This is a genomic window from Nocardioides luteus, from assembly GCF_015752315.1.
Classification (GTDB): domain Bacteria; phylum Actinomycetota; class Actinomycetes; order Propionibacteriales; family Nocardioidaceae; genus Nocardioides.
Window position 1 is genome coordinate 4,758,458 of record NZ_JADOVJ010000001.1, and the last position, 16,453, is coordinate 4,774,910.

Consider the following 16,453-nt stretch of genomic DNA (forward strand, 5'->3'; position numbering starts at 1 on the left):
CGTCTTCTACGCGCCTCGGGTCACACCAGAGGTCTCGAGAAGCTCACCCAGGTCGCGCTCGACCAACCCGTCGGTGCCGCCGTTCCCGTGCGCCGCGACGACGGCCCGCAGCCGGGCGCGGGTGATGTCGGAGACGTACGCCATCTCGGCCTTGGCCGCGTTCGAACCGGGCCGGGTCGTCTCGGCGATCTGCACCGACCAGCACGTACGCCGCGCCCCGTCCTCCACGTTGGCCAGCGCGACCGCGTGGCCGGTGGTGCCGGAGCCGGCGAAGAAGTCGAGGACCCTCGCGTCGGTCGGCATCGTGGCCAGGATCCGGCGGATCAGTCCGGTCGGCTTCGGCGACTCGAACAGCGGCCCCACCAGCGACTTCAGCTCGGCGACGGCGGAGTCGGTCGAGCCGATCTCCTCGGCCAGCCAGATCGTGGTGAGCTTCTTGCGGCGGGCATCGCCCGAGGCGTCGCGGGAGAGCCAGTCGCGCTGGTAGACGTCGACCCGCTCCCCCAGCTTCCCGCGTACGCGACGGCACATCAGGTCGTCAGGGCGGGCCTCGATCAGCGGGGCGCTCCACCGCCAGACCGCCGGGCGGCCGTCACCGAAGACCGGCCAGATCTCCTGGCTCCCGTCGAACGGCTCGACACTGACGCGGCCGGAGTCCGGGTCTCCCCACACCGGGAAGTGGAGCGTCCGGGCGGTCGCCGGGTTGAACTTCTTGTTGGTGTTGCGCAGCGGGAGCCGTCGGTAGTGGCGCCCGTCGTCGGTGACCAGCGGGAAGTCCCGCTCGTTGACGGCCTCGGGGATGCTCGACTCCAGCGCACAGGACCGGGCGTCCTTGGCGTAGACCAGCAGATACTCGTGGGAGGTCGCGAACCCGTTGCCGAGCTGGCGGCCCTTGGGGTTGAGGTTGACCACGATCTGCGCGAGGTGGTTGCGCTCGTCGAAGACCTCGTCCATCAGCACCTTGAGGTGGGCGGCCTCGTTGTCGTCGATCGAGACGTAGATCGCCGCGCGCTCCGACATCACGGTGCGCGCCGCCTCCAGCCGGGGCCGCATCATCGCGATCCAGGCCTCGTGGCGGCCGGCCCGCTTGCCATCTTTCCCGCGCCGGTCGTCGTGGTAGGCGAAGAGGCTGCCGGTGTTGTAGGGCGGGTCGATGTAGATCAGGTCGAAGGTCTCGCCCGCCGCCGAGAGCGCCTGGAGCACGTCGAGGTTGTCGCCCTCGACGAAGGTGTTCCACGGCTCCCGCACGCGGGGAACGTTAGCCGACCGGGATATCGGTGGAGAGCAACGCGACCGATCGCTCGGCCACCAGGCACTGGATCTTGGTGCTCTTGGGCGGGGTGACGTGGAGGACCACGTCGGCGCCGGAGGTGGAGGCCGTGATGGTCGCCGGGTCCGGAGCCTCGCAGCCGTCGTAGACGGTCTGGGCATAGAGCCGCTGGCCGGACGGGACATGGGCAAGCAGCCTGGTCGCCTCGGTGGTGAACGAGTCCTGGAGCGAGGTGCCGAGGCCGGCAGCGTACGCCTGGATCGCGGCCGCGTCCGGGAGCGGGGTTGCGGTCTTCTCCAGGTCTCCCTCGGCCGCACCGCCGGCGGAGACGAGGCCACGGACGGGCTTCTCCGAGCTCGGCGGACGGGACGGCTCGGGCTGCGACTTGGGCGTGCCTGGCGAGGAGGCGGAGGGCGTCGGGCTCGAGCCCGGGTCGGTCGCCTCGTCGGGGCTGCCGCAGGAGGAGACCAGGAGCGCCGTCGCAGCGACTGCGAGTGGGAGAAGACGCGTGGGGTGCATATTTCACATACTTCCCACGGCACCCGGCTGTTGCACCCCCGAGGGCCCGGTCGTTACGGAGATGGAAAGATCACGCCGTGGCCCGCTTCACCCAGGCCGAGCTCCAGACCTACTACGGCGCCTCGGTCCCCGACCTCCTCCCGGCAGACGACCAGCCGCTGCGCCTCCTCTTCGTCGGCATCAACCCCGGCCTGTGGACCGCGGCGACCCAGACCCACTTCGCGCACCCGCTGAACCGCTTCTACCCCGCGATCTTCCGCGCCGGGATCACCACCCGGCCGATCGACGCCTCCGCGGGAATGACTCCGGAGGACCGCGACTACTTCCGGTCCCGGGGCATCGGCTTCACCAACATCGTCCGGCGTGCCACGGCCAAGGCCTCCGAGCTCTCCAACGCCGAGCTCAAGGAGGGCGGCGCCGAGCTGTTCTCCCTGGTCGCACGGAGGAAACCGGCCGTGGTCGCGATCGCCGGGATCACCGCCTACCGCACCGCGTTCAACCGCCCCAAGGCCAAGCAGGGCCGCCAGCCCGAGCCCTTGGCGGGCGCCGAACTCTGGGTGGTGCCGAACCCGTCGGGCCTCAACGCCCACGAGACGGTGCCGACCCTGGCCGCCGCCTACGCCGAGGCGGCCCGCGCCGCCGGGCTGATCTGAGACCTCAGAACCCGGAGGGAGCCTCCGGCAGCTCCGGGACCCCGAGCTTGGCCAGCAGCGCGACCGCGTCGTCGGCCGAGACCCTCGCGGACTGTGAGTGCAGCATGTCATCGACAGCGAGGTCCACCTCGGCGGTGAGACAGACGAGCACGTCCTCGCCCTCGGCCTCGGCCGGCCCTTGGAAGGCGAGCACGGGCAGGTAGGCCAGGTCCAGGGATGCGGCCTTCTGCAGGAGACGTACGGCGCCGAGCACGTCGGCACGCGGATCAGTGACCTCGAGCGGGCGGCCCTCGACGGACGCCACCCCGTCGGCCGGCACCTCGACCACACCGGCGGTGGAGGGGATGTCGTACTGCTCCACCACGGCGATCCCGCCGGGGTGCACCACGACGGCCTCGATCTCGCGGCCGGAGACCGGGACGTTGAGCACGACCAGCGCCGACTCGAGCTGGCCCAGCGCCTGGCGGAGCTTCTCCTCGCCGAAGGTCTCCGGCGCACCGAGGTCGAGCATCCAGCCGCCCGCGGCGGTGGCGACCCAGGAGGCGGTCTCCTGCTCCTTGAGCGCCATCAGCTTCTCGGCCTCCTGGCGCAGCCGGTCCCGCTCCAGCGCCGCGTCGTGCGCGCGCCGGCGCTCGTCGTCGAGCTCGGCGCGCAGCATCGCGACCTCGCTCTCGGCCAGCTGCTGCAGCTCCCGGCGGCGCTCCGCCTCCCGGGCACGCTCCTCGGCGGCCTGCTTCTCGGCCCGCAGCCGGGCGACCTCGAAGCGGCGTACGCCCTCCTCCAGCAGGCCGAGGGTGCGGTCCGAGACCGCGACGTCGGCCCCCGACTCCAGCCGGTCGCGCAGCGCACCCCAGTTGACCTCGGGGTGGTCGGTGACCAGCGCGTCCAGCACCTTCAGGAGTACGTCACCCTCCACTCCCGCACGCGCGGCCAGCGATGCCTGGTTGAACCGAGCCGGCGCGGGAGCCGAGGCCGAGACGGGCGCCGAGGCGGGCGCCGGGGCCGGAGCCAGGCTCCACTGCCCCGGAGGCCCCTCGACGAAACCTCCCGAGCCGAGCACGGCGAGCAGCTCCTCCTCGGTCAGCAGGACCCGCTTCCCCTTCAGCGCGGCGCGCAGGACCTGCAGGCTCAACGGAGCCCGCAGGCGCAGGATCTCGGCGACGGCCGGCTTTGAGGATTCAGGCATAAGGGCTGGTTACAGGGGTCGTTCTCGCAGGCGCGGCGATCGTACACCGGCCCACCGACAATCGAGCTCCGCCAGGAGCCGTTGCGTGGAACAAGACGAGGCCCCGGACACCGCCAGGTGTCCGGGGCCCCGTCATCGAGCTAGTCCAAAGGCTTCAGGTCGAAGTTGTAGACGGTCGTCTGACCAGCCACGATCTGCGCCTTCTTGGTCGCCGGCACGAAGCCGTCGGCCGCGACGATCACCTGGAGCGGCGCGTTGGACTTCTGCATCCAGTACCCGTAGGTGCCGTCCGCCTTCGTCCGCAGCGTCACGTCGTAGGACACACCGTCGAGAGCCACGACAGCTCCCTCGAGCGGCTCACCCGAACCCGTCACCGTGCCCGTGATCTTGCCCCAGCCGGAGGGCGCCTTCACGATCATGGTCGCCGGGACCGGCGCCACGGTGTAGGGGGTGTTGTTCCCGATGACCACGTCGGCCGTGTAGGTGCCCGGCTGGTCGACCGTGGCGTCGAACGTGACGATCGCGGTGACCGCCTTGCCCGGCGCCAGCGTGAACGACGGCGGCTGGACGTCCAGCCACGCGACGCCACCGCCGCCGGTCTCACCGGTCACATCGAGGATGATGTTGGAGTCGGGGAACCCGAGCTCCGCGGCGTCCGTCGGCTCCGGCGTACCGCAGGCGTCGGAGGCCAGATAGGTCGGCGACGTCTCGGCAGCGGGGTTGCCGCCGAAGTAGACCGCCGCACCTGCCACCGAGACGACCAGGATGTCGTCCGGCGCGATCTCCGCGGAGGCCGCGACCGGCACCGTGTAGGTCGAGCCGAAGTCGCTGGTCACCGTCGTGGTGCCCGACCCGATCGGGGTCAGGTTGGCGAAGGTGAACGCAGCACCGGCCGGCAGGGTGTAGAGCGTCGCCGTCACCGGCGTGTTCCCGTTGGCCGTCTCCTGGACCGCGAAGCTCACGCTGGTCGGCGTGAAGCCTCCGGAGATCCCGAAGTCGCCCGGCGAGTAGGTGCGCAGGATCGTCGTGGTCCCCGAGGGGCACGCGACGGAGCTGGACTGCACGACCTCGTGCGAGCTCGAGTGGGACAGCGTCGTCTCACCCGCCGGCGTGGGCGCGATCGCGGTGACCGAGGGCTTCCCCGACGTACCGAGCTTGCTGCCCGGCTTCGAGGAGGTCAGGCCCGACGACTTCGAGCCGGCGCCCGCCTTCGTCTTGACCGCGGTGGCCTTCTTGGTGGTGCTCTTGGTGACGCCGGCCGAGGCGGTCTTGTCACCCAGGATGACGACCTCCTCGCCGGTGGCACCCAGATCGACCTCGACCGGCGCCGAGCCGGTGTTGGCGATCTTCAGGTTGCGCGAGACGGAGCCACCCATCGCGAGGCTGGCGTTGAGCGCCGTCTGGGTGACGGCGAGCCGGCCGGCCTTGAGCTGGGCGTCGGAGGTGACGGTCGCGTCCTCGGCGACGGTGACGTCGCGGCTGACCGAGACATAGTCGGGCGCGGTGATGCTCACGCCGTACGCACCGGTCACCGCGTCGACGCTGTAGGAGCCGTCCGCGTCGGTCTCGACCGTCTTGGCGGACCCGCCGGCCGCCGGGGTCAGGGTGACCTCGGCGCCGTCGATGCCCGACTTGGTGTTGTAGTCGGTGACGACACCGGAGACCGTGCCCATCGGGGCCAGGTCGAAGGTGATCGACTTGTCGTCGCTCAGCGAGGCGGTGTTGAGCGAGAACTGCGTGCCGATCGTGCCGGTGGCGTTCTCGATGCCGACGGTGGCCGAGCCACCCAGGGCCCGGTCCCCAGCGGGAAGGTCCCCGTAGCCCAGCTCGACCCGGCCGTCCTCGAAGAGGGTGACCGAGAAGTCGAGCGCGTCCGTCGTGCCGAGCAGGAGGATGTCCCGCCACTCGATGACGAACGCGTCCTCACCGTCGACGGTCGTCGCCCCGGTGAACACGTCCGCGTCGCCACGGGCGTCCAGGTCGTCCCAGAACGGGTAGATCGCCGCGTTCGGCACGCTCGCCGACGGGATCCCACCGTTGGCGTAGGCCGTGCTCGAGGCGAGGAAGTTCACGTGACCGTTCGAGGTGACGTACGCCTTGGCATAGCTGCCGCCGTAGAGCGGGAAGCTGAACGGCAGGTCCACCGAGGCGGCCACGTCGTCGCCCTCGAGCCCGAGAGCGGTGGTTCCCGAACGTACGCCGCTCGAGCCCTCGGAGCAGAAGTACCCGTAGTCGTCGTAGGAGAAGACCACCTTCACGTGGTGGGTCTTGTTGCCCGTGACCTCGATCTCCGAGCTCGTGGCCTCGGCACAGCCCGACCCCTCGGTGAAGATCGTGTACGTCCCCTCCGGGACGCCCGCGAACGAGTAGGTGCCGTCGGCGCCTGCGGTCGCGGACAGGTTGCCCGGCGACAGCTGGACCTCGGCCCCGGCGACCGGGGCATCGGTGCCGGCGTTGGTGACCGTGCCGCTGACCGTGTACTTCGGAGCCTCGGCGAGGTCGAAGTCGACGGTCGTGGTGGCGTCCTCGGTGACGGTCGCGGACCCGGTCTCGGTGATGAAACCGAAGGCCGAGGTGGTCAGCTCGTAGTCGCCGACGTAGACGTCGGCCGAGAAGTGACCCTCCGCGTCGGTGGTGAGGGTGCGGTCGAGGGTGTCACCGTCGAGCTCGACGGTCGCGCCCGCGATCGGGTCGCCGCCGCTGGTGACGGTGCCGGCGACCGTGCCGCCCTCGGCCGGGGCCAGGGCGATCAGGCGTGCCAGGTCGAGGTAGCCCTCGCCGTACACGTTGTTGTTCGCGGCGGTGCCGCCGCAGGTGGTGTCGTCGACGTCGGTCGCCGCCTCGTTGAGCAGGCGGCGGGTCTCCTCGACGTTGCCGATCAGGGTCGGGTTGTAGCTCCACAGCGCCGCGACGGCGCCGGCCAGGTGCGGCGCGGCCATCGAGGTGCCGTTGTAGCTGGCGTACCCACCACCCGGGACGGACGAGCGTACGTTCACGCCCGGTGCCGCGATGTTGGGCTTGACCAGACCGTCCTGCCCCGGGCCGCGGCCCGAGAACGAGGCGACCGTGCCGGAGGAGTCGACTGCGCCTACGGAGTAGGTGAGCGTGTTCGCGCCCGGCGAGGACGTCCCCTGGCACATGGAGCCCGGGTTGCCCGAGGCCCACGAGGAGAACTGGCCGGCTGCGTTCCAGGCGGCGTTCACGTCGTCGAAGAAGGAGTCGATGTAGCCGACGCCGTTCCAGCCCCAGGAGTTGTTGATGACGTGCGGACGCTTGGACACGTCCGGGTTCTCGCCGTCGGCGTCGGTCGGCTCCAGCAGCCACCAGCCCGACTCGAGGAGACCGGCGTCGGTGCCGCAGCAGCCGTTGGTCTCGATCCACTCGGCGTCGGGGGCGACACCGATCTGGTTGCCGGCGCCGTCGTCGCCGACCATGGTGCCCATGGTGTGGGTGCCGTGGCCGTCGAGGTCACAGGGACCGCTGGAGCAGTCGCCGTAGGCGTCGAACCAGTTGTAGTCGTGGGTGAAGGTGCCGTCGCCGTTGTTGCCGCGGTACTGGCCGACCAGGGCCGGGTGGGTGTAGTCGGTGCCGGAGTCGACGCTGGAGACGACGATGCCGGCGCCGGTCGCGCCCTGCGCCCAGGCCTCGGGAGCATGGATGAAGTCGATGCCCCACTCGGTGCCCTGCGGCGCCTTGGTGGCCGTCTCCTCCTTGACCGGCTCGACGAGCGAGAGCTTGGCCCGTTCGTGGACGGTCTTGATCTCGGGGTCGGCGGCCAGCTTCAGGGCCAGCTCCTCGGAGCCGCCCTTGACCAGGATCGCGTTCGAGATCGCGTACGTCGTGTAGCTGGCCTTGGCGGCGTCGAGCTGCGCGACGGCCCCGGCCTGGGAGGCCTTCGCCGTCTTCTCCAGCGCGTCGACGACGTACTGACCGCGCTCGGTCCAGTCCTTGATGGACGTGGCGGGCCCGAGGTTGGCCTTGTCGGAGAACCGGAGCCAGAAGTCGGTCGAGTCCGACTTCTCGAACTTCGACTCGAGGGTGGACGAGAGCTTGGCCGCGGGGGCCTTGTCGTCGGCTGTAGGGGTGCCGGCGAATGCGGGGGTGGCGGCAAGCATCGCAGCGGTTGCGGCGAGTATGCCCGTGGCTGCTACGGCCGATCGGCCGAGGCGTGAATATCTCAAGGTGGGTCTCCTTGCGGAAACCGTCGGCAAAGCCCGTGACAGATCGTGCGCGTTTCCCGGGTGATGCGGACGGATCGAATATTGCCGCCCGAAATCGTTCTCGGGATTTGTTACAGGTAAAGACACTCCGGCCACCTGAGCGCGGCAGATACCTGCCAATGTCGTAAAAGCGTCACGCAGACTAGACAGGTTGGCGAGTCAAATATGACACGGGCGCGTCATTGACACCGGGCCCGGTATCCACGCCGATCGAACGGCCCCTCGCTGACCGCGGGTCGTTGGGGCAGGTCCGCTTTCCGTTCGCTGTACGTTTTTGTGAAAGGAGGGGCATGTCTGCGATCAAGCGCGTGACGAACACGTCCGAGGCCGAGGCGCTGGCGGCGTTGCTCAACGGCGACACCCGCACCAAGCCGACCGTGGTGGTGACCGTCGCGTCCGGACACACCGATCCCTACGCCGACGTGGAGCGGATCGCCGCCGAGATCGGCGACCTCGCCGACCTCTACCTCGTCACGACCGGCGGCCACACCTGGGCCTTCTCCAACAAGATGACACCCGGCACGCAGGTCTACGGCGGCGCCGGGCGGGTCTACCCGATCGGCCTGGGGTGGAACGTCGACCTGAAGCAGGCGCCGCTGCGCTTCGCCTGGAACAAGTCCGAGGGCAAGAAGCTCACCGGGCAGCTCATCGACGACGCCCTCGACATGGCCGCGGCCGCCGGCCTCTTCGACAGCGCCCGCACCGCGTCCACCCGGGAGCGCCGTGCCGGCACCGTGCGCTCGATCATGAGCGAGCGTGCGCTGGTCGACCTCGTCGGTGGCGACATGGCGTCGATCCCGCCCCAGCTCGCCCAGGCCGGGGTGCCGATCGAGCGGGTTCTCGCCCCCGGGATGCACGTCGACGGCGTCCTGGAGAAGAAGTCACGCTGGCTCGACATCCGGGAGAGCCGCCCCACCGCGGACGAGGCACTGAAGACGTACGCCGCCGGGGACGTCGTCCCCGCGCAGGTGCGCTCGGTCCTCGCCGGCTCCGCGGATCTGCGCCTGCATCCCGACGTCACCGTCGAGCTCTTCCGCTCGGACGTGACCGGCGACCCCGACGACGATTTATCGGCGCTTCTCACTCCTGGTGAGGTCGTGCTCGCGCGCGTCATCGCGACCGGCCCCAAGTGGCGGCTGTCGCTGCGCGAGGTCCGCGAGCACGACACCGCGCGCGAAGCCCTTTCCCTGTACGCCGGTGGCCCGCCCTGGCTCGACCCGGATGCGCCGCCGCCCGCCATCGTCGAGCACGTCGAGACCGTGCCCTCGGCTCCGGAGCCCGACGAGAGCGTGCCGGACGCCGAGCCAGTTCCCGAGGCGCCGCCCAGGCCGGCGGTGCCGAGCCCGGCGATGATGCCGCGCCGCCGGGGCGAGCCGGTCCGGGCGGTCCGGCCCGCACCTGCGCCCTCGCCGGAGCCGATGCCCGCGAGGGAGCCCGCGCCGGCGAAGAAGGCGGCGGTGCAGTCGATGTCGCTGCAGGTCACCGCGATCAAGGCCGAGAAGGCCCATCTCGAGGCCGAGCTGGCCGAGCTCCGCGACCAGGTCTCCGGGCTGCGCAACGAGCGCGTGCAGTTCGCCAAGGACCTCGCCCGCGCCGCGCGCCAGGTCGAGACCCGCGACGCCGAGCTCGCCCGGATGCGCTCCCAGCTGCGCCGAGCCAAGCAGCGCACCGCGCCGCCCGACGTCGCCCTGCCCGTGTTCGCCGACCGCGAGCGCGGCTTCCGCCACCTGGTCGAGGCCGCCTGGGCCCGCCGGATCCCGGTCGGCGAGCAGCCCACCCGCCCGCTGCCCGAGTTCGCGATCGGCGACCGGTTCCTCGACAGCGTCGACGCGCTCGAGGGCATCACCGTCGACAAGATCGCCGACGTGGTCATGGAGGTGCTCACCGGCCTCGCGGAGCAGTCGACCGGGCGCGAGCTGCACCAGCTGCGTACGTCTGCCGGGGGTAATGCCGCGCCACAGTCCCGTCCCGACGGCGCGGTCTGCTACCGGGTCTCGATGCAGATCCACACGCCCAGCGCCCGCCGGCTGCACTTCTGGAAGTGCCCCGACGGCACCATCGAGCTCTCCCGGGTCGTCGTCCACGACGACATGGAGCCTTAGGTCAGCCCCAGCACCAAGTCAGCAGACCGACGAGCGGGTCCGGGATGTTCTCGATCTCGACGGCCTCGCCGAGGATCGTGCCGTAGCGGATCTTGCGTCCCGAGGCGGTGCCGAAGAAGCGGTGCAGCTGGTCGGCGACCTCCTCGCCGCGGTGCTCGGGCTGGTTCTGCAGCGTACGGAACTTGCCGCCCTCGCCGTTGGCCTCCAGGATCTCGACGATCCGCGCCGCACCGATCGCCCGGATCATCTCGTCCTCGAGATCGCGGCGGCACGCGAAGAACCCCTGCCCGGAGAGGTCCTCGCCGAGCTGGCGGCCGAGCGCGTTGGCGACGAAGCGCTCCTCGGCCTCGTCGTAGAGCCCGCCGACCCGGTGCCCCGCCGCCGTCGTCTCCTTGATGAACCGCCCGGCGTTCCCGGCACCGTTCATCGAGACGACCTCGATCCCGAGCTCGACCAGCTCGACCCCGTACCTCGGCGCCAGCGCCTCCACCAGAGCCTTGTCGGACTCCCCCTCGACGAGCAGCGTGATCGGTCGCGTCATGGCGGACACCTTAGAAGAACGTACGTCGGCACGCCTGTTCCATATATGCAACACCCTTTACTAGGGTTGCATATATGGAACAGGACGTCGGGCGGCTCGTCGCGGAGTGCATCGAGCGCTCTGGGCTGAGCGCTCGGCAGGTGGCCGCTCGCGCAGGCGTGTCGGCCTCGACGGTCCACCGGATCGTCAACGGCGTGGTCAGCCCATCGGTCGACACGCTCGACACCATCACCACGGCGTGTGGCGCGGGGCTGACGATCATCGCCGCTCCGCTGGCGACGCCGGCGGCCGCGGCAGGTGCGCGCGCGATTCTGGATCCGCTGTATCCGACCGAAGTTGCTCCTGACATCGAGCATTGGGCCGGCCGGCTCGACGCCTGGGCCGACGGCGACCCGGTCGAGATCGTCGAGGAGGCCGCGCGGGCCTCCGGCGTACTGCACCGGCCGGAGGCCGTCCGGCTCAGCGGGGAGACCACCATCGGCCGGCTCGCCTCCGCCGGCGACGCGTCGGGACAGCGGTGGGCGCTCTCCGGCGCGGCCGGCCTGGACCTGCCGTCCTTCGACGAGGCCGTCCCTGCGATCTCGGTGATGTGGTGCGAGGACCCGAGCGTTCTCGTACCCGTTCTCGTCGGCGGGGCCCTCCGCCCGGCGTCCGCCCCCGACGGTGCCACCGTGGTCGTCGCCGCCGCCGAACCGGACCTGTTCCTCGGTACGTTCGAGCGCGACCGGGTCGTCTACGCCGCCCCGATCCAGATCGCCATCGACGCCATCTCCGTCGGCGGCGACGCCGCGGACCGAGCCCGCGAGGAGATCCGGACGTGGTGACGAAGCAGCCCCGCTGGGCACCGGACCCCGAGACGTACGCCGCCCGCAAGCCGGCCACGGACGACACCTACCGCGTGGTCGCCGACCGCGAGGACCAGGTGCGCGACACCGGCGTCTGGTGGACCGAGGTCGACCTCTCCCGGATGCTCCCCGGCGACACCGAGCGGGCTTGGCGTCGGTTCCGCGCACACCTCCCCGAGCTGGTCTGGAACGCTGCGCGGCTCGAGGGCAACAGCTTCACCCTTCCCGAGGTGCGCACCCTCCTCGCCGGCATCACCGTCGGTGACCACCCGGCCGAGGAGGAGCAGCAGGTGCTGGCGCTCGGCGAGGCGTACGGCACCCTCCGCGACCTGGTCGGCTACGGCAGGTTCCATATCGACAAATCGACGTCCGACCGCCTCAACCGCATCCTCGCCCGCCACGAGACGCCCGACGCCGGAAGGTTCCGCGGCGAGGGCACCCTCCGCCGCGGTGGCAGCGAGCTGCTCCGGACCCGCTTCGCGGCGCTGCGGGAGCATGTCGCCGAGACCGGTGACCCCCGGCTCCAGGCGCTGATCTACTTCTGCTCCGCCGCCCGCACCCGGTTCTACACCGCCGGCAACAAGCGCACCGCCCTGCTGATGATGACCGGCATCCTGATCTCGAACGGCTTCGACCCCGTGACCGTCCCCCACGTACGACGCCTCGAGCTCGACCACGCCCTCGACACTCTTGTCACCACCGACGACGCCACCGAGCTGATGTCGTTCCTGGTCGACTGCGCCGCCTCCTCCGAGAACTGACGGCTCACAGCACGAGGTCCGCCCGATCCCGGGTCGCCCGCACCAGCGCGGCGTTGCGCAGATCGCTCTCGGCTATCTTCGCCTCGGCCTCCTCCCGCGACCTCCCGCCGGCGAGGAACCGCTCGAGCAGCCTCGGCACCAGGACCGCGTCCGGGACATCGAGGAACCAGACCTCATCCAGCAGACCGCGTACGTCCCGCCACGGCCCCTGGTCCAGCAGCAGGTAGTTCCCCTCGGTGATCACGATCGGCTCGTCCTCGATCACGACCCCGCCGGGCACCGGCTCGTCAATGACCCGGCTGAACGTCGGCCACTCGACCCGCCCCTGTCCCGCGCGAACCCGTCGCAGCGCGGCCACATATCCCTCGGCGTCGAAGGTGTTCGGCTCCCCCTTCCGCGCCCGCGCCCCCATCGCGTCCAACTCCGCGTTGCTCCGGTGGAACCCGTCCATCGGCGCCACCACCGCGATGTGTCCGTCCTCATTGAGCACGTCCCGCAGCCGCTCCGCCAACGTCGACTTCCCCGCCCCCGGCGGCCCGACAATGCCGAGCAGAACCCTGGCGCCGGCCGTTTCCTTCAGCTGCTCCGCCAGCCGACGGAGCCCACTCTCACTGAGAGCCAAAGTAAACCTCCACGACCCACCGAGCCGATCGGCAATCGGGCCTTTTACTAGACGATGACACTCTGCGGACGACTCACAGAGTGTCATCGTCTAAGTAAAAGGCATGGCGTAACCCCGCTCTCGCCGAGGGATCCCAGCCATACGTACATCACCTCAACCCCCAGGCCGAACGGCAACCGCTTGTGATCCCTGCATCCCCGATTCGGTGGATACCTTGCGACGCCGATCGCCCACGACTCGATCACGAGCGCCAATGGAAAACATGAGGTCCCGAAGGCCACTCACCCGATGAGCACGGCGCTCCTCATCGGCGCAGGTATCGGCTACCTGCTGGGCATCCTCGTCGGCGTGTGGATCGCCCACGGCCGCCGGACCGCTCACTAAGGCGCCTCAGCGCATTTGGAGAAGTACTCCGAGAGAGCTGCTCCCCACATTTGAGGACGAAATTTGCGAAGTTCCGACCATCCAGTGACACCGTTAGAGAAGCTGGACAGGTGTCAGACCTCGGATCGCATGATGGCCTCTACGAACTGCTCGTCACCAACGACCTTCATGACCAGCTCAGACGAGTAGCCGATCGCGACGTCGAGACCGGCCACGTGGACCAGGCCGACCAGCCACACGTACTTGCGCGCCACGTCTACCAAGCAGCCGTACGCAGCCTTGAGGCCGTGAAAGATCCCGAGCTTCGGGTGAAGGCCGCCAACCAACTCATCGCCCAGCTCGAGACCGGCGATGCGGACCACATCGTCACTCCCCCGACCGAGCTCCGGCGGATCAGCAGCCCACAGGCACCAGGCACGATCACCTACCTCAACACCCGCCCGAAAACCCCACTCACTGAGGCGGCCCTGCTCACAAACTCCAAGGAGGAGCCCAGCCTCGCCGCCGAGCTCCGCGCCGAGATCGACACCTCCGACGAGGTAGATCTGCTCTGCGCCTTCGTGCGCTGGTACGGACTCCGCCTCGTCGAGCCCGAACTGAGACGCCTCCGCGACCGGGGCGGACGGCTCCGAGTCATCACCACCACCTACACCGGATCAACTGAGCGTGACGCGCTCGACCGACTCGTTCGAGACTTCGGTGCCCAGGTGAAGGTTCAGTACGACGCTCAGCGCACCCGTCTGCACGCCAAGGCATGGATGTTCCGCCGCAACACCGAGTTCGACACCGCGTACGTCGGCTCTTCCAACCTCACCCGGACGGCCATGGTCGAGGGCGTGGAGTGGAACGTACGCCTGTCTCGCAAGGGAACGCCTTCCCTGTTCGACAAGTTCACGGCCACGTTCGATACCTACTGGAACCACGGCGACTTCGAACTGTATGACCCCGACCGAGACCGGGATCGGCTGGACGATGCGTTGGCCGAGGCATCCGGGCGGAGCCGTGGAGATCGAGTCACGATCTCGCTTTCGGGCCTTGAGGTCAGGCCATATCCGTACCAGCAGAAGATGCTCGACGACCTGGACGCGGAGCGTACGCTGCACGACCGGCATCACAATCTCGTGGTCGCTGCGACTGGGACTGGAAAGACCGTCGTCGCTGCACTCGACTACAGACGACTCACCGAGAACAACGCCGATGGAAAGCGGCCCAAGCTTCTGTTCGTGGCGCATCGCAAGGAGATCTTGCAGCAGTCTCTGCGGACCTACCGCGAGGTCCTCTCCGACGCGACCTTCGGCGAGCTCTACGTCGACGGAGCTCGCCCAGAGCGTTGGGAGCACGTCTTCGCCAGTGTGCAGTCACTGAAGTCGTATGGCGTCTCGCAGATTCCGTCGGAGGCATACGACATCGTCGTCATCGATGAGTTTCATCATGCCGAGGCGAAGTCGTACCGAGAGCTCATCGACCATCTGAGACCCGCAGAACTGATCGGGCTGACCGCGACGCCGGAGCGCGCGGACGGGGTGAACGTCGCTTCGTTCTTCGACAACCGCATCGCCACCCAGCTCCGGCTGTGGGACGCACTGGGCGCAGACCTCCTCTGTCCCTTCCACTACTTCGCTGTCTCCGACAACACCGACCTCCGAGCTGTGAAGTGGGTGCGCGGAAAGTACGACGACACAGCACTCTCCTCGCTATATACCGGTAACGACGCTCGCGCCCGGATCATCCTCAACGAACTCCGCGACAAGATGCCCGACGTGTCGCAGATGCGTGCCCTCGGCTTCTGTGTCGACGTCGCTCATGCCAACTACATGGCGGACGTCTTCAACAAGGCTGGGATCCCTGCCGGAGTGGTCACCGGCACCACTGCCTCCGCCGTACGCCGCGACTCCATTGCCGCTCTGCGAGAGCGACGACTCAACGTGCTGTTCTCCGTCGACGTCTTCAATGAAGGCCTCGACATCCCTGACGTGGACACCGTGCTGTTCCTTCGGCCTACCGACTCTGCAACGGTCTTTCTGCAGCAGCTTGGTCGCGGCCTGCGGCGCACCCGCGACAAAGCAGTTCTCACAGTTCTCGACTTCGTCGGCCATCAGAACAAGCAGTTCTCCTGGGACCGGAAGCTGCGAGCGATGACCGGACTGACCCGAGCCGCCCTACGCCGCGAAGTGGAACGCGGCTTCCCATTCCTGCCCGCCGGTTGCCAGATCGTCATGGACCGCGAGGCACAGGCGCTGATTGTCGACAACCTCAAGTCGCAGATCTCGAACCGCTGGCCCTCGATGGTTCAGGAACTGCGCTCATACGGCGACCTTTCCCTTTCTGAGTACCTCAACGAGTCGGGGATGGAACTGCCCGACGTTCTGCGCAAGGGCCAGCACTCATGGACAGAGCTGCGCCGCATGGCTGGCCTGCCAGTTCCGGACGGCACCTCTGCCGAGGCGAGATTGCTGCGTCGCGTACGCGCGTTTTCACACGTAGATGACCCGCTCCGTGCGGCCACCTTCTCTCGGCTGCTCGCCGACGATGCGCCGTCGTATTCAACGCTTTCCTCCGGCGAGCAACGATTGGCCAACATGCTCTTCTTCTCGCTCTGGCCCGATGGCGGCGGATTCGATTCGATCGATGCCGGCTTCAGGGCCCTCCGAGCAGAGCAGGCGACACGGTCCGAGATCAAGGCTGTTGTCGACCTCGCCTTCGACTCCGCGCGGCACCGCCTGTCCGACCTTTCCGGTCCTCTTTCCAAGGTGCCGCTTATGGTCCACGCGCGCTATCAGCGCGAAGAGATCCTGGCAGCCCTTGGCTACGCGAGCCTCGATCGCAAGCCGAACTCGATGCGCGAAGGGGTCAAGCACATCCCCGAGCTCAACGTGGATGCGTTCTTCATCAACCTCAAAAAGTCCGAAGCCGACTTCTCCCCCACCACGATGTATCGCGACTACCCGATCAGCCCGACGCTGTTCCACTGGGAGACGCAGTCCACGACCTCGGTGACGAGCAAGACCGGCCAGCGCTATCTGACCGGCGCAAGCAACGTGCTGCTCTTCGCACGCGAACAGGCCGACGGAGTTTTCGGAACGTCGCCGTACCTCTTCCTCGGCCCGGCCACCTACGTCTCCCACACAGGTGATCGCCCCATCGCGATCACCTGGCGCCTGGATCACGCCATGCCGACCGATTTCTTCACCGCAGCCTCAGTCGCCGCAAGCTAAGCCATTAAGGGCCTACCGGCCATCGAACCCGCTAAGCCGACGCTGTGCACCCTGCGCGCGAGATTCTTGGCTTGATTCGGTTTAGATGTCGGTGCACACGGGTAGAACACTTCACGTGAAGGCTGCTCGGGCGGC

General features: G+C 68.9%; 11 protein-coding genes. 5 read left to right on the top strand and 6 right to left on the bottom strand.

Features of this window, described 5'->3' with window-relative positions; translation table 11 throughout:
- Window positions 1-6: 6 nt before the first annotated feature.
- Together HD557_RS22770 and HD557_RS22775 are read right to left on the bottom strand one after the other, a co-directional pair.
- Window positions 7-1,248 (bottom strand): site-specific DNA-methyltransferase, encoded by a 1,242-nt coding sequence (locus tag HD557_RS22770; protein ID WP_196875566.1) that lies wholly within the window; start codon window positions 1,246-1,248, stop codon window positions 7-9.
- Window positions 1,249-1,258: 10 nt separating this feature from the next.
- Complete coding sequence (locus HD557_RS22775) at window positions 1,259-1,789, bottom strand: hypothetical protein (RefSeq protein ID WP_008362474.1); 531 nt, start codon at window positions 1,787-1,789, stop codon at window positions 1,259-1,261.
- Window positions 1,790-1,866: 77 nt separating this feature from the next.
- Between HD557_RS22775 and HD557_RS22780 the strand changes: the two genes are divergently transcribed.
- Window positions 1,867-2,442 (top strand): mismatch-specific DNA-glycosylase, encoded by a 576-nt coding sequence (locus HD557_RS22780; RefSeq protein ID WP_008362475.1) that lies wholly within the window; start codon window positions 1,867-1,869, stop codon window positions 2,440-2,442.
- A gap of 4 nt (window positions 2,443-2,446) precedes the next feature.
- Here the strand turns inward: HD557_RS22780 and HD557_RS22785 are convergent, their stop codons facing one another.
- Together HD557_RS22785 and HD557_RS22790 are read right to left on the bottom strand one after the other, a co-directional pair.
- Entirely contained in the window at window positions 2,447-3,628 is a 1,182-nt protein-coding gene (locus HD557_RS22785; protein ID WP_196875567.1) for a hypothetical protein, read from the bottom strand.
- A 140-nt stretch (window positions 3,629-3,768) separates the two neighbouring features.
- Complete coding sequence (locus HD557_RS22790; protein WP_231380418.1) at window positions 3,769-7,809, bottom strand: carboxypeptidase regulatory-like domain-containing protein; 4,041 nt, start codon at window positions 7,807-7,809, stop codon at window positions 3,769-3,771.
- A gap of 329 nt (window positions 7,810-8,138) precedes the next feature.
- Between HD557_RS22790 and HD557_RS22795 the strand changes: the two genes are divergently transcribed.
- Complete coding sequence (locus tag HD557_RS22795) at window positions 8,139-9,950, top strand: hypothetical protein (RefSeq protein WP_196875568.1); 1,812 nt, start codon at window positions 8,139-8,141, stop codon at window positions 9,948-9,950.
- A gap of 1 nt (window position 9,951) precedes the next feature.
- Here HD557_RS22795 and HD557_RS22800 read toward each other — a convergent pair whose 3' ends face one another.
- Entirely contained in the window at window positions 9,952-10,491 is a 540-nt protein-coding gene (locus HD557_RS22800; protein ID WP_040756864.1) for a TOPRIM nucleotidyl transferase/hydrolase domain-containing protein, read from the bottom strand.
- Between the two features lie 74 nt (window positions 10,492-10,565).
- Here HD557_RS22800 and HD557_RS22805 point away from each other — a divergent pair, with 74 nt between their 5' ends.
- Window positions 10,566-11,315 carry a helix-turn-helix domain-containing protein gene (locus tag HD557_RS22805; protein WP_196875570.1) on the top strand — a complete coding sequence of 250 codons (750 nt, stop codon included), beginning with the start codon at window positions 10,566-10,568 and terminating at the stop codon, window positions 11,313-11,315.
- Window positions 11,312-12,097: a Fic family protein gene (locus tag HD557_RS22810; RefSeq protein WP_196875571.1), complete on the top strand. Its 786-nt coding sequence runs from the start codon at window positions 11,312-11,314 to the stop codon at window positions 12,095-12,097. The genes HD557_RS22805 and HD557_RS22810 overlap by 4 nt, the downstream gene beginning before the upstream one ends.
- A 4-nt stretch (window positions 12,098-12,101) precedes the next feature.
- Here HD557_RS22810 and HD557_RS22815 read toward each other — a convergent pair whose 3' ends face one another.
- Window positions 12,102-12,719 carry a nucleoside/nucleotide kinase family protein gene (locus tag HD557_RS22815; RefSeq protein ID WP_196875572.1) on the bottom strand — a complete coding sequence of 206 codons (618 nt, stop codon included), beginning with the start codon at window positions 12,717-12,719 and terminating at the stop codon, window positions 12,102-12,104.
- Between the two features lie 494 nt (window positions 12,720-13,213).
- Between HD557_RS22815 and HD557_RS22820 the strand changes: the two genes are divergently transcribed.
- Complete coding sequence (locus HD557_RS22820; RefSeq protein ID WP_196875573.1) at window positions 13,214-16,318, top strand: DUF3427 domain-containing protein; 3,105 nt, start codon at window positions 13,214-13,216, stop codon at window positions 16,316-16,318.
- Window positions 16,319-16,453 lie beyond the last annotated feature (135 nt).

Excerpts from the sequence above, each read along its gene's own strand:
- HD557_RS22800 (WP_040756864.1), bottom strand. The coding sequence starts at position 10,491 with ATGACGCGACCGATCACGCTGCTCGTCGAGGGGGAGTCCGACAAGGCT.
- HD557_RS22805 (WP_196875570.1), top strand. The coding sequence starts at position 10,566 with ATGGAACAGGACGTCGGGCGGCTCGTCGCGGAGTGCATCGAGCGCTCT.
- HD557_RS22775 (WP_008362474.1), bottom strand. The coding sequence starts at position 1,789 with ATGCACCCCACGCGTCTTCTCCCACTCGCAGTCGCTGCGACGGCGCTC.
- HD557_RS22785 (WP_196875567.1), bottom strand. The coding sequence starts at position 3,628 with ATGCCTGAATCCTCAAAGCCGGCCGTCGCCGAGATCCTGCGCCTGCGG.
- HD557_RS22795 (WP_196875568.1), top strand. The coding sequence starts at position 8,139 with ATGTCTGCGATCAAGCGCGTGACGAACACGTCCGAGGCCGAGGCGCTG.